Annotated in this window: 14 protein-coding genes; 4 read left to right on the forward strand and 10 right to left on the reverse strand. The window is 43.7% G+C overall.

The annotated features are described in order from the left end of the window. The first annotated feature begins 159 nt into the window (after window positions 1-159). Window positions 160-459 carry a hypothetical protein gene (locus V7O63_RS12465; protein WP_340818871.1) on the forward strand — a complete coding sequence of 100 codons (300 nt, stop codon included), beginning with the start codon at window positions 160-162 and terminating at the stop codon, window positions 457-459. Window positions 460-522: 63 nt separating this feature from the next. Here V7O63_RS12465 and V7O63_RS12470 read toward each other — a convergent pair whose 3' ends face one another. The 6 genes from V7O63_RS12470 to queC all read right to left on the reverse strand — a co-directional run bounded on the left by V7O63_RS12470 (window position 523) and on the right by queC (window position 4,993). Continuing rightward, a complete protein-coding gene (locus tag V7O63_RS12470) occupies window positions 523-1,494 on the reverse strand; it encodes a methanogenesis marker 2 protein (RefSeq protein ID WP_340818872.1) in 972 nt (323 codons plus the stop codon). Between the two features lie 132 nt (window positions 1,495-1,626). Continuing rightward, window positions 1,627-2,559 carry a nitrogenase cofactor biosynthesis protein NifB gene (nifB, locus tag V7O63_RS12475; protein ID WP_340818873.1) on the reverse strand — a complete coding sequence of 311 codons (933 nt, stop codon included), beginning with the start codon at window positions 2,557-2,559 and terminating at the stop codon, window positions 1,627-1,629. A gap of 86 nt (window positions 2,560-2,645) precedes the next feature. Further along, entirely contained in the window at window positions 2,646-2,993 is a 348-nt protein-coding gene (gene queD, locus V7O63_RS12480; RefSeq protein WP_340820848.1) for a 6-carboxytetrahydropterin synthase QueD, read from the reverse strand. Beyond that, the gene (locus tag V7O63_RS12485) at window positions 2,990-3,709 is read right to left on the reverse strand and encodes a 7-carboxy-7-deazaguanine synthase QueE (RefSeq protein ID WP_340818874.1); all 720 of its coding nucleotides are present in this window, start codon (window positions 3,707-3,709) and stop codon (window positions 2,990-2,992) included. Before V7O63_RS12485 ends, queD begins: the two co-directional genes overlap by 4 nt. Next, window positions 3,706-4,263 carry a DUF366 family protein gene (locus tag V7O63_RS12490; RefSeq protein ID WP_340818875.1) on the reverse strand — a complete coding sequence of 186 codons (558 nt, stop codon included), beginning with the start codon at window positions 4,261-4,263 and terminating at the stop codon, window positions 3,706-3,708. The genes V7O63_RS12485 and V7O63_RS12490 overlap by 4 nt, the downstream gene beginning before the upstream one ends. A 34-nt stretch (window positions 4,264-4,297) precedes the next feature. Continuing rightward, window positions 4,298-4,993, reverse strand: coding sequence for a 7-cyano-7-deazaguanine synthase QueC (gene queC, locus V7O63_RS12495; RefSeq protein ID WP_340820849.1), 696 nt, complete (start codon window positions 4,991-4,993; stop codon window positions 4,298-4,300). Between the two features lie 142 nt (window positions 4,994-5,135). Between queC and V7O63_RS12500 the strand changes: the two genes are divergently transcribed. Next, window positions 5,136-5,627 carry a hypothetical protein gene (locus V7O63_RS12500; RefSeq protein ID WP_340818876.1) on the forward strand — a complete coding sequence of 164 codons (492 nt, stop codon included), beginning with the start codon at window positions 5,136-5,138 and terminating at the stop codon, window positions 5,625-5,627. A 41-nt stretch (window positions 5,628-5,668) separates the two neighbouring features. On the opposite strand, the gene V7O63_RS12505 is transcribed toward V7O63_RS12500, so the two are convergent. Beyond that, entirely contained in the window at window positions 5,669-6,382 is a 714-nt protein-coding gene (locus tag V7O63_RS12505) for a PKD domain-containing protein (protein ID WP_340818877.1), read from the reverse strand. Window positions 6,383-6,634: 252 nt separating this feature from the next. On the opposite strand from V7O63_RS12505, the gene V7O63_RS12510 reads away from it, so the two are divergent. Together V7O63_RS12510 and ftsA are read left to right on the forward strand one after the other, a co-directional pair. Next, the gene (locus V7O63_RS12510) at window positions 6,635-8,752 is read left to right on the forward strand and encodes a thioredoxin domain-containing protein (RefSeq protein WP_340818878.1); all 2,118 of its coding nucleotides are present in this window, start codon (window positions 6,635-6,637) and stop codon (window positions 8,750-8,752) included. Window positions 8,753-8,768: 16 nt separating this feature from the next. Further along, on the forward strand, window positions 8,769-10,124 hold the full coding sequence (gene ftsA / locus V7O63_RS12515; protein ID WP_340818879.1) for a coenzyme F390 synthetase: 1,356 nt from the start codon (window positions 8,769-8,771) through the stop codon (window positions 10,122-10,124). Here ftsA and V7O63_RS12520 read toward each other — a convergent pair whose 3' ends face one another. The 3 genes from V7O63_RS12520 to V7O63_RS12530 all read right to left on the reverse strand — a co-directional run bounded on the left by V7O63_RS12520 (window position 10,125) and on the right by V7O63_RS12530 (window position 13,103). Continuing rightward, window positions 10,125-10,544: a hypothetical protein gene (locus tag V7O63_RS12520; protein WP_340818880.1), complete on the reverse strand. Its 420-nt coding sequence runs from the start codon at window positions 10,542-10,544 to the stop codon at window positions 10,125-10,127. A gap of 76 nt (window positions 10,545-10,620) precedes the next feature. After that, window positions 10,621-11,319, reverse strand: coding sequence for an ATPase domain-containing protein (locus V7O63_RS12525; RefSeq protein ID WP_340818881.1), 699 nt, complete (start codon window positions 11,317-11,319; stop codon window positions 10,621-10,623). 146 nt (window positions 11,320-11,465) lie between these two features. After that, window positions 11,466-13,103 (reverse strand): DUF835 domain-containing protein, encoded by a 1,638-nt coding sequence (locus V7O63_RS12530; protein WP_340818882.1) that lies wholly within the window; start codon window positions 13,101-13,103, stop codon window positions 11,466-11,468. Window positions 13,104-13,112 lie beyond the last annotated feature (9 nt).

The following is a 13,112-nucleotide window of genomic DNA, read 5'->3' on the forward strand; positions in this document are numbered from 1 at the left end:
CAAATGTCAACAAATATCAATTAACACCAATCAATATCAATGAATATCTATCAACACCTGCAAATTTGTAACTGACAGTATTAATAATTAAACCCTGCAAATGCAGCGATCATTTTTTATGTGTATCACACTATCAAAGCAGAAAAGACGGTGATCACATTGGCAAAGAAACTAACACTTGCGGATCTTGAAAGATCAAAGGATAAAAAAGCAACAAAACCTCTTGAAAAAGATCTTGAAAACCTCTATGACCTTATAATCCCACCAGGAACCCCATCTTACATCATCTACGATCTTGTTGAAGAGTTCGACCTTGAGCCGGTTGAAAGAAAGATAAATGTCCATGTGGTGGATATTGACGAGAGAGAAGTAATAGCCCTTAGAGGAGTTCTCTCCGAAGTTCAGGCTGCTGAGAAGTTCCTTCACGAAGAACTGACTGAATGGGCAAACAGCGATTAAGCACTATATCGAATTTCAGATTAAAAAGAAAGTAGAGTAAGTACAGGCAACAAGCCTGTCCTTTCATATTCCTGTTATATTATCATTCTTCAGGTCGAAAACAACGGCTTTACCGCTCTCATCATAGATATCAACGGTCTGACTATCATTGATGACACCTATCACTGCCGCCTTCAGACCTGCACCCTCGAATATCCCGATGCACTCATCGGCATTCTCTTCTTTTGCAGTTACAACATAGCCTGTTGCAGGATAGATCTTCAACCATTGTGCAAGCTCAAGTCCATCTGGCATTGGTATCTTTTGAAGGTCAACTGAGGCACCGACCCTGCTAACCTCACAGAGCATACCGAGGGTTCCAACGGTACCTGGATTACTGATATCCTTTCCTGCTGTAACCAGTTTCTTTTCCCCTATATCCTGCATGACCATGAAACGCTCACGCACAACATCTGCCTCCTTGAATGAAGTGGTATCCCAGCTATAGGGTGAGTTCTTACCGACCCTTCCATCCATATCATAGGCAACTATGACAACATCACCGGGTTCTGCACTGTCACTTCTGATGACACAGTCCTTCTTGGCGATACCAATGATAGAAACTGCAAGAGAATTGTATGGAGTGTCAGGGTGCATGTGACCTCCGACCATGGGCACGCCGAACTTCTTTATCCCATCCCTGATACCACGCATGATCTCCTCGGTGGACTCAAGGTCACTGGAAGCCATGACGTTAACCATCGCAAGTGGACGACCGCCCATTGCAGAAATGTCATTAACGTTCACCACAACCGACGTATAACCGGTCCACCAGGGACTCTTGTTGACGATCCGTCCCCATATGGCATCTGCTGCAAAGAGGATCACATCATCAGTACCAATATCAATAACTGCAGCATCATCCCCGAAATCATCGATAACCTCACCATATTCCGAGCGAACGGTCTCGAATATACTCACGATATCTGCGATTGGCTTTTTTCGTGTTACACCTTCAAAGTTCCTAAGGTCTGCTGCAAGCTCTTCGATATTCAAAAAAACACCTGCACAATAGTAACGGTAATAGGATAAATAATAGATAGTTAGTAGATAGTTGGCAAGTCGCTGGTAGATAGTTGCCAGATAGTTCTGGATATAGTTAGAATAAAAGATCATCAGTGAAAAGGCTTAAGCCTTCTCACCTGAACACTTCTTTTTCATGTCAAGCTTAATTACATTCCTGCGCTCTTCGCTCATCTGTGACATGTCCTGCCCGATTAGTCCGTATGCATCGGACCTGCACTGGCGACAGTGCCTCATCTGCTGGACATATGGTGCACACCTGTCCTGAACAGCCTTACACTCTTCCGGTGTTGGCGCTGTCTTGTCAGCAAACTTTGCCTGACAGATAAGTGGCATCACATTCATGATATAGACACCTAGCTCATTTATCTTCTTGGCAACCTCGATGATATGCTCATCGTTGATGCCTGGAACGAGCACAGTGTTGACCTTTACCACAAGACCTGCTTCCACAGCCATCCTGATACCTTCGAGCTGGTTCTTCACCATTAACTCAGCAGCCTCAAGACCTCTGTAGACCTTTCCCTTGTAGAGGACATGGCCTATGAGTTGTGCCTCAATGGCTGGATCAATGGCATTCATGGTCACTGTCAGAGTTGTAACACCTACCCTGAGAAGATCATCCATCCTTTCAGGCAGTGCCAGTCCGTTAGTGCTCAGACAGAGGGTCACATCAGGGAACTCGTTCTTGATAAGCTCAAGTGTCTTAAATGTCTCGTCGTTAGCAAGCGGGTCACCAGGTCCTGCAACACCAACCACCTTGATGAAAGGATAGGCATCCAGTACCTGCTTTGTCTTCTCAAGAGCTGCCTCAGGGCTCAGTACCTCACTGGTAACACCGGGTCTGCTCTCATTAACGCAGTCAAACTTTCGATCGCAATAATTACACTGAATATTGCATTTCGGAGCTACTGCGAGGTGGATCCTGCCGAACTTGTGCTGGGCCTCTTTGGAATAACAGGGGTGTTGTGCTATCACTCTCTTGACATCCTCATCCCTGGATACTTCTATTTCGCAAACGTCTTTCTCATTTTCCATTTTCTAGCTCCTATGGTTCTGAGCAGCTCCAATAAACACGGCTCAATTTAAGGGAAACTACTAGATATACTTTTGTATGGACCCTTTTAGAGGGTACTCATCTCGCACCACTTACCTTCGCCTTCCCACATCTTAACAGACATAGGGAAATCAAGCCGTGAAGACAGCTTTGCATGCACATGTTCACACAGGTTCTCGACACTCGGGAACTCAAGTATGTCGTTGAGAAGCACATGGTCGTACTCCTTAAGGACCTCTTTTATGACCTTTTTGATCTCATAGAAGTCCATGACCATACCGGTTTCCTTCTTCTCACCCTCAATGACAACTTCTGTCCTGTAGGTGTGTCCGTGTACTATTCCGCAAGTCTCATGCCCGGGAAGATAATGGGCACTATCAATATGATCGATAACTCCAAGTCTCATTTTCATTATAAGCACCCCCACATTTTGTGGGTCTGTGGTATTATTCTCGTATTAACGTCATTTAGTAAGGATCCCTGCAGCTCCAGCAGATATCCTGGCTCAGGCTGCATTTCCTTCTGTGTCACAGGCTGCAGGATAAGGCTGGATATATAGCCCGATATTGCACCTACAACACCTTCAATATCATCGGCAGGTGTTTCCTTTGTTACAACTATCTTACAGAAACAATCCCTGTCCTTTGTGGTCTTAAGCGCCCTGAAGCACTCGATGGTTCTTTCAAGATGCAGATCAGGGTCATCAAGCAGGGAATGAGGAAGCAGTTTAACATCACCTGAAACATATGACACCTTGTCCTTCACTTTCTTAGCCATGTGAGGCAGGGTCATATTGGATTCAAGATATAGCGGTGCATCCGTTTCCAGAGCAGATATGAAATCGGCACACAACAGAGGCTCACCACCGGTAAGGGATACTGAATGCAATGCCTTGTAGGAATTAACCATCTCGCTCACCTTTTCCGGAGACAGCGGATTTGCTACATCCTGAAATGTATTGGAACCCGGAACATTCTCGAACCTGCAGACCTCTGTGGCCTCAACAGGAGTGTCGCAGTAATTACAATTCAGGTTGCATCCGGTAAAACGGACAAATGCCTGCCTGTATCCTACATATGGACCTTCACCCTGCACCGAGCAGAATATCTCACTGAGCGACGCCTGCATCATATCACATCCAGCGGTCTGGATTTGCGAAGGTCCTTTTCGATATCTATAAAATCGTTATAGTAACGTTTAGCGATCCTTTCCATCAGGTCCTGTACATCATCGCTACCAAGGCCAAGGTCCTCAAGACTACCATAATAGTTATGCACAACATTGATACCAAAATGGATCTTCTGTGAAACAGCTGATGTACTGGCAATTGATACCGTGAGCTTTTTACCGTCCACGAAAAGGTCATCACCCTCTCGCACGATATCAGTACGATATTCAGCAAGTACTTCTTTGACTATTGCCGTGAAAAGGCGCTGCCTCGCATACACCAGTTTCAGGTCAGTAGAGTCGAAGTGCTCTATGATGAAATGGATCATATCAGTGGAGAATATCATATCTCCCTGTTTCTTATCCTCAAGATCGATCATATGTTCGATCTTAACATCACAACCACCCCTGAAGGCAATTATGGAATCCGACTGGACATCTGCAAGATTATAGGCCCATAGCGATGAGATCTGGCTGCCATCATAATCTGTTCTTTTATCAAGGACTATGCATTCCATTTAATTACACCAATGAATCAGTTGAATAAGGTTCTCATTCCCCAAGTCTTTCAAGAATAGGGTCCTTAAAACCTGCTGCTTCAAATGCCCTTCTTCTTCTGGTACAGCTCTCGCACTCGCCACATGGTACATCTGCACCATGATAACAGCTCCAGCTATATTCCAGAGGAGCCTTTAGTTCCATGGCCTTTGCAACAATCTCCTTCTTATCCATTCCGATGAGTGGTGCATACACCTTGACACCATTCTGTGTCGAATAGGAAAGGGAATCATCGATCGCAGTGATGAACTCTGCAGAATTATCAGGGAAGGTCACAGCTTCTTCTTTGTTGAATCCAACGATCACACATTCACAATCCATGCTCTCGGCAAAAGCTGCTGCAATGTTTATCAGGATACCGTTCCTGTTAGGCACCCAGACAGCTTTGGCAGACTCGATGGTAATGGAGGGATCTGCATCATCAGCTATCTCCTCCATGCTTAGAGCAGGAACCTCTGTGTCGGTATTTACAAGGGATGTGTTGGTTATCTCCTTCATCCATGTTATGTCAAGAACACGATATTCTATTCCAAGTTGTTCGGATACCTTTATCGCATTCTGTATCTCACGATCGACCGAACGCTGACCATAATTGAATATAAGGGCCATTTTGACTTCCATCTGCTGCTGCACCATGGTGACCGCAGTAACAGAATCAAGGCCGCTACTTAACAAAGCAATTGCACTGATAGATAATCCTCCAGATAGCTAATGATAGTGAATAATACCTGAGTATTACTGATAGATTACTTAGAGACGGTATAGGTATAAAAGTTCATCGGGTTCACTTCAAAACTAATAAATATAAAAATAACTAATATAAATAAGAGGAATGATCTTGCCAGTGATAAAAGACAGAACGACACTTGAAAAACTGCTGCAGAGAATGTACTGGATCGAAGCGGAAATGGAGCAATTGGGAACATGGGAAGCACGCATAGAACTTATGGACGAGGATGTTTCTGCACTTGAGACATTATCCCACGATTCCGACCAACATGGCGACATAATAAAAAAATGGCTTATCAAAGCAAACATAAACATTCCTGAAGAAGCTCCGCATGGATTACCAAAACATATTTTCGACTTTGATGGAATGGCAGGTCCGGATATGTTCAGGACTATAATGAAATACGAGATACTTGCGATGAATGTCTATAAGGACATTAAGAAAGCAAAACCTGAAGTAATAAAAGAGATCCTACCCGATGAAAATGATGCAGATGAATTTCTGAATGATATGGAACAACTAATAAAAGATGAAGAGATGCATGCAGATATCTGCAAAAAGCAGACCGGCGGATTTGCAAAAGTAATGTATTGAAACCGCCTTTCAGCGGTTTCATTAATATGCCTGTTCTATGATCATTGTCTTCTGCTGAAGAAGAATGCCATTCCTATAATTGCTATCATTGGGATTGCAACTGTGGGGAATTCAGGGATCTCTTCCTGAACCTTTGCAGGCACTTCATCTTCAGGGATCTTGTCAGAATCCTTTGGTTCCTCAGCACACTCAAGAACACTTATCCTCTTTTCAACCGAATCGCTTGTTTCAGCATTAGAGACGGTCAGATTGACAACGTAAGTATCTTCTGTTGCATAGATGTGATCAGGATTCTGTTCCGTAGATGTATTTCCATCCCCGAAGTCCCAGGACCAGGAAGTTGCATTCTCTGAAATATCGGTGAAGTTCACGGTCAGACACTTAGTTTCATAGGAGAAATCTGCTACTACAATAGTTGTAGCCATTTCCTGTGCAATTACAGGAGTCTTCTTGTCATCTTCTTTCTCTTCTTCATCTTCTTCAGAACTTGCAGCAAAGCTGCCGCCGCCGCCATAATATGTGGATGTTGGCGTTGGTGCAGGAGCTGCCGGAGTGGAGTTCACTGTTGTAGTTGTTTGTTCAACAGGAGCTGGAGCAGCTTTCTGGGCAACAGCCACGGGTTCTTCGACAACCGGACCGCTATCGTCTGAATCAGGCTCCTCCTGAGCCGGAGCTGCCTGGAAATTCATGATGCCACTAAGCAACACCACCAGAGCGAGCATAATAATAATTGGTAAGATCAACTTTCTGTTCATTAAAGTACCACCTTTTTTATAAATATACAACCTTAAGTTACTGAACTTTGTTACTTAATATAGAGTTTAACAAATGATGCCATATAAACATTTGGACACTCTCAAAAATCATACTCATTATGATATTGCCGATCTATAATGTTCCGGAGAAACGAAAACAAAATTAAAGAGACATAGCATCTACGGTGTGCCTTGAGACAATAAAAGAATATATATTCATTCAGGGTACAAAATAAAACAGGGAGTGACATCTTGGAAAAAGACGAAAATAATGTTCAAATCAGAATAAATAAACTTATTCATGAAAAAAGTCCTTACCTGTTGCAACATGCCCATAATCCGGTAGACTGGTATCCATGGGGCGAGGAAGCTTTCAGAAAGGCGAAAGATGAAGGTAAACCAGTTTTCCTCTCAATAGGCTACTCCACCTGTCACTGGTGTCATGTAATGGAGAAGGAGTCATTTGAGAACGGGAATATAGCTGAACTCCTCAATGGATCTTTCGTCTGTGTCAAAGTGGACCGTGAGGAAAGACCTGACATCGATAACATATACATGTCAGTATGCCAGGCAATTACAGGAAGAGGAGGATGGCCACTTACAATCCTGATGACACCGGAAAAGAAGCCATTCTATGCTGCCACATACATACCCGCAGAAAGCCGATATGGAATTCCCGGTATGTTCGACCTCATTCCCACAATAGCAGACCTCTGGAACAATAAAAGAGAGGAATTATTGAACAGTGCTGAAGGTATCACTTCTGCAGTTGCATCATACGGTGAACAGGAAAATGGAGAAGGGATCGATGAGAATGTACTTCACATGGCATTCAAACAGATAGAGAATATCTTTGATAACGAACATGCAGGTTTTGGCAGAGAACCCAAGTTCCCGACACCACATCACCTCACATTCTTACTTAGATACTGGAAGAGAACAGGGCACGCCAATGCACTGGAAATGACAGAAAGGACACTGGAATCCATGAGAATGGGAGGGATCTATGACCAGATAGGGTTCGGATACCATAGATATTCCACGGACAGACAATGGCTGGTACCTCATTTTGAGAAAATGCTCTATGACCAGGCAATGATGGTAATAGCCCTTGCAGAAACATTCCAGGCTACAGGGAAACCAGTGTACAGGGATACTGCAAAGGAGATACTGACATATCTTAAAAGAGATATGCTCTCACCGGAAGGTGGATTCTATTCTGCGGAAGATGCTGACAGCGAGGGAGAGGAAGGCAAGTTCTACCTCTGGACTGCAGAAGAGATAGAAGACATACTCGGGAAAGATGATGCAGTAAAATTCAATGAGATATTCAACATTCAGGTTGAAGGGAACTTTGCGGAAGAGCACACAAATGTCCTCAGTGGAAGGAATATACCCCACATGACAAAGAGCATGGAGGATATAATATCTGCAAAACCCGAGCATGACGAAGATACGATAATTTTCATAGAACGTTCAAGAAGAAAGCTTTTCAATGAAAGGGAAAAGCGAATACATCCTTCAAAGGATGACAAGATACTCACTGACTGGAACGGACTCACAATAGTAGCGCTCTCAAAAGCTGCACAGGCATTCAATGAAGACGGTTATGCAAAGATGGCTGAAGATGCAGCAGACTTCATCATTGAAGAGATGACCGAAGCCGATGGAAGGATGAAACACCGATATCGCGAAGGTGAAGCAGCGATCGATGCATTCCTGGAGGATTATGCTTTCTTCATATGGGGTCTCATTGAGCTCTACCAGACGAACTTCAGAACAGAGTATCTGGAACATGCACTCAGGTTGAACAACTATCTTCTTACCCACTTCATTGACAGCAAAGATGGTGCTTTCTTCCACACATCCGATGAAGCAGAAGAGCTGATATTCCGAAGCAAGGAAGTATATGATGGTGCCATCCCCTCTGGAAACTCGGTTTGTATCATGAATCTCCTTAAACTGGCAAAGATGACAGGGAACACAGAACTCGAGGATATAGCACATCAGGCAATGAATGCCTTTGCAGGAAAAGTAACCGCATCACCGATCGGTTATACACAGTTCATGTCTGCTGTTGACCTGGCAATGAAAGAATCTGTGGAGATGGTCATTGTCGGTGACATGGAAGATGCAGATACAAAAGAAATAATCGAATTCATAGATGATAGGTTCATTCCTGAGAAGGTTCTTCTTTTCAGGTCCATTTACGATAAGGACAATATATCAGATATAGCACCTTTTACGAGAGATATGGAGATGAAAAATGGAAAGACCACGGTCCATATCTGCCAGAACCATACATGTAAGCTACCTTCGAATGACATTGAACATATAAAGGAACAGATAGAGGCACTCTCACATATGTAAAAGGGGATGAAAGACCATGCCAACCGGACCATTCTATAAACCTGATATCGAGACAATGGAGCGCAGCGAACTTGATGAACTTGTGGATGAACGTATCAGGTACACCGTTAACTATGCTGCAGAGAATTCGCTGTTCTACAGAAAATGGTTCACGGAGAATAAGGTCAAACCATCGGATATCAGGACACATGAAGACCTGCTGGAACTTCCCATCATATCCGGAAAGACCATACGTGAGAACCAGCCACCTGAGAAGGAAGAGTTCGGGTTCAGGACAGTGGACTGGAAAGACGTTTTCACAGTGCATGAGACCAGCGGGACAAGCGGAACACCAAAATCATTCTTCCTGACATGGAACGACTGGGAAAGATATGCAGAGAAATATGCAAGAAGTTTTATCTCACAGGGGTTCGGAAACAATGACCGGGTGATAGTCTGTGCTTCCTACGGCATGAATGTCGGTGCCAATACCATGACACTTGCAGCAAAGAACATCGGGATGACAATTATACCTGAAGGTAAATGCACGTTCCCTGTGAGGGTGATGGAATCTTACAGACCTACCTCCATCGTTGCCAGTATCTTCAAGCTCCTGCGTCTGGCAAAAAGAATGAAGGAACAGGGAATAGAGCCTGAGAACTCAAGTATCGAAAGACTTGTGATAGGTGGAGAGAGCTTCGCGGAGGAAGCCAGGAACTATGTATCTGAGATATGGGATTGTGATGTCTACAATACATACGGTAGCACGGAAGGCACGATGTGCGGGGAGTGCACCGACATCAGCGGGTTACATGTGCCTGAGGATCTGGTTCATCTTGATGTATACGATCCGCACATGGATAAGTTCGTAAGGGATGGGGAATGTGGAAGAGTTGTACTTACAACACTGTTACCTGTCGGTGCAAAGAGCGGAAATGTACTGATCAATTATGATACAGAGGATACCACGGTTGTCGTCAGCAGAGAAGAATGTGCATGTGGCAGGACCCATATGAAGATAATGAACCCTGAAAGAGAGGCTGAGACGTTCTGGGTCTCCGGTAATCCATTCAACCGGGTGGATATCGAAAAAGGTGTGTTCCAGAGAGAGAACATGGAATATCTCACCGGCGAATACGAGGCATTCCTATATGGAGGCGATGACGAGGGAGAGACGACCCTTAGGGTCAGTATGGAATGCAATGACCTGAAAAGATGTGATGAGGAACTGACAAAAGAGAATTTCCTCAGTTCCTTCTTCGCTTATAAGAAAGGGCTGGAAAACTCATACATCGATGGAAGCCTGAACATCATATTCAACTATGTCAGACCCGGTGAACTGGAATTCTACCGCATCAAGGGAAGACCAAAACGTCTTGTTGACAGAAGATGATCACAAAAGCAAGATACCCTGCCATAGTGAAAGATACAGGCTAAGGCCTCCAATGAATACAACGATCCACAGAGCCAGTGTTATCTTCATCAGGATATAGGGATTAACTATTCTCTTTATTCTTCCATCCACTGCAAGTTTGATATAAACTGAGAAGATCACCACGGCCAGACCTGCAAGGTGATGCAGGCTCATCTGTGTCTGGAGGGAAGAACCAATGCCGATCTCAAGAAGTGTTGACATTGAAGGGAACATGAACACAAGGATCGACAGGAATTGTAACAACACAGCAACAGTTACAAGCCGGCAGTGTTTGCGCATAGGGTCCTTTGTCACCTGAGATACGGCAACGGCAAGTACAAGCACAGACAATACCTGTAACAATAGATTTGCAAACGCCTGGTTGAACTGTGAGAACATATCTTTTACACCTGCCAGATTGATATTTATACCAGAAGTATGGCAGGTAAGAGTATAAAAATATTAGTATCAGGCACTAGAAATTGCCTTTATAGACCTTCAGGCCATTATCAGACACAGTAAGGATCCATGGTTCCATACTATGAGAAGATGCACGCATTTTCCTGACTCTCAGATACCTGTTGGCAACATTGCCCTTAAGCTGGAGACCAAGTTCGATTATCCCATCTGCAAGATAGCCTTCCATTCCAGTTGAAGGGTCCGCTATGCCGGACAGTTTTTCCTCCTCAAGTATAAGGAACGTCGTGAATTCCTCGCGTCTGAGCGTCTCAAGCATCTTATACAGATCTTTTCTGAGATCCCTGGGTTCAAGGTCTAAAAGTGAATACAGGGCTCCGAGTGAATCGATAGCAACACACGTACATTTATCATCGACGTTCTTTTTGAACTGTATAATATTATCCACAAGCAGAGTTAACAGGTCATCAGAGAGATCATCATACATGACCCTGTAATCGCTGAAATCCGATATGTGAAGCTTGTTTGAGAGGTCGATACCCATACTGTCCATGTTCTGCAGATGATTCTCTTTACTTTGCTCAAGAGTTATGTACAGGCCATATTCATCCTGCTGTTCAAGATAATTGGAGAGTACCTGGAAAGTGAAGCCTGACTTTAAGGTTCCGGCTGCACCCGTTACAAGAACAACGCTGTTTTTGGGTATATCCGTCGCAAAGACCTCGTTCAATCCATCTATCGTATCCACAAATCGCATTATAAACCTCTTTCCTTTTTAGCACCGCAAAAAAGAAGTAAGTATAATTATGTGAAAATAATATATATCTTTAATCCCGAATTTTAATCAGGGATAAGTGAAAGAATAACTAAGCAGGCACGTCCAACCAGTATATCCTGTAAGAACTATTTTTCCTCTGACAGGGATCTCATCCATCTTTTAAGCAGATGGAATTCCTTTGTCTCAAGAACAGCAGGATCCAGTTGCAGGATCATCCTTGAACTTGATGCCATGATAGCATCATTGGTCTGTTCGATGAGCTTTACTATTGACATGAGGTCATTATCCAGTAACAGGTATTCCAGTCCATCTATAAGGACGACACCATCCTCAACCTTGCTGAGAAAATCAGCAATTGTCGGATAGATCCTGAATATCTCCGCAGGATCGATAGATTGCTGACCTTCTATCCGGTTCTTTGTAAGCCAGATAATAGGTGTCTTTGTAATACCATACATATTGCGAACCTTGTCGGGATTCCTTCTTGTGATGCATAGTCCGGGTTTCCCGCTCCTGACAAGTTCAGAGAATGTCCCATAGCTCTTTTCAGGAAGAACACAGTCCAGAAGATAGACATAGCCACTTTCAAGTTCAACTTCACTGTTCCCGGTATCTTTTACCACATCCTCAGTAAGAGGAGTGATGAACAAACCCCTTAGACGTGAGCGATCCTGAAGTGTAACTATAAGCCCCTGTTTCTCACCATTCTCTTCAAGCAGGGATGTCGAAACGTTCATTGTGAGCTTTTCACCATATTTTGTGAAAAAGAGCATTTCAAAGTCTTTCTTATCAGCAAATTCAAGCAGATCCACGTTGTCTGTAAAGTCTTTTACAGGCCTTGCTATAAGTTCACCAACATCATAACCCAGAAGACCAGCAGCATTCTTATTCGCTGTCACTATCTTCTTTTTATTATCAAGGGACATTATAGCAATAGGGGATGCTTTGAGGAGGTTGTCAAGATATTCATTTGCCCTCTTTATCTTGGATTCCGCATCAAGCCTTTCAGTGATATCCTCACCCGATACAAGCAGACCTGTTATGTTGCCTTCTGAATCACCGAGAACGATATTGTTCCAGCTCATTATCCTTTTTTGCCGTTTGCTGTTCAGGAATGGGATCTCGAAGTATCCGCTTTTCATATCTTCACCGGACAGCAACCTGTCAAATCCATCCCGTGCATGTTCCCTGAATATCCCCGGGACGTAATTATCGAACCAGTCATTCCCTATTATTTCATCCTCAGTATAACCAAGGATGTCACATCCCTTCCTGTTGATAAGCTTAACAATTCCCTTCTCATCAAGAACAATGAGCATAACTCCTGCAAGGTCCAGATAATTCTGTGCCTGATCCCTTTCAGCAACGAGTTCATCATGGAGTTTTTTTATCCTCAGAAGGGATCCTACCCTGGTCTGGATCTCAAGCCTGTCAAGAGGCTTTGTAAGAAAGTCATCTGCACCTGCATCTATACCCTTGATACGGTCCTCTATGCTTGAAAGTGCTGTGACCATGATGATAGGGATAAAACGGGTCTTCTCTGAATCCTTCAGTTTTTTACATACTTCAAAACCGGTGATATCCGGCATCATGAGATCAAGAAGGATTATATCAGGATTATGAGCTTCCACCTTTTCCAGGGCCTCGAGCCCGCAATTTGCGGTGATGATCTCATAATCGTTCGTAAGGTAGGCATCAAGTAGCCTGATGTTCATAGCCTCATCGTCAACTACAAGCACTTTTCCTTTCTTTTGTTCATCCATCACTGTCAC

Origin of the sequence: Methanolobus sp. WCC4, assembly GCF_038022665.1 — an archaeon.
Classification (GTDB): domain Archaea; phylum Halobacteriota; class Methanosarcinia; order Methanosarcinales; family Methanosarcinaceae; genus Methanolobus.

What these genes read in the sequence shown, in the direction of transcription:
- V7O63_RS12520 (WP_340818880.1), bottom strand. Translation starts at nt 10,544, where the DNA reads ATGTTCTCACAGTTCAACCAGGCGTTTGCAAATCTATTGTTACAGGTA.
- V7O63_RS12490 (WP_340818875.1), bottom strand. Translation starts at nt 4,263, where the DNA reads ATGGAATGCATAGTCCTTGATAAAAGAACAGATTATGATGGCAGCCAG.
- nifB (WP_340818873.1), bottom strand. Translation starts at nt 2,559, where the DNA reads ATGGAAAATGAGAAAGACGTTTGCGAAATAGAAGTATCCAGGGATGAG.
- V7O63_RS12485 (WP_340818874.1), bottom strand. Translation starts at nt 3,709, where the DNA reads ATGATGCAGGCGTCGCTCAGTGAGATATTCTGCTCGGTGCAGGGTGAA.
- V7O63_RS12505 (WP_340818877.1), bottom strand. Translation starts at nt 6,382, where the DNA reads ATGAACAGAAAGTTGATCTTACCAATTATTATTATGCTCGCTCTGGTG.
- ftsA (WP_340818879.1), top strand. Translation starts at nt 8,769, where the DNA reads ATGCCAACCGGACCATTCTATAAACCTGATATCGAGACAATGGAGCGC.
- V7O63_RS12500 (WP_340818876.1), top strand. Translation starts at nt 5,136, where the DNA reads ATGATCTTGCCAGTGATAAAAGACAGAACGACACTTGAAAAACTGCTG.
- V7O63_RS12525 (WP_340818881.1), bottom strand. Translation starts at nt 11,319, where the DNA reads ATGCGATTTGTGGATACGATAGATGGATTGAACGAGGTCTTTGCGACG.
- V7O63_RS12530 (WP_340818882.1), bottom strand. Translation starts at nt 13,103, where the DNA reads ATGGATGAACAAAAGAAAGGAAAAGTGCTTGTAGTTGACGATGAGGCT.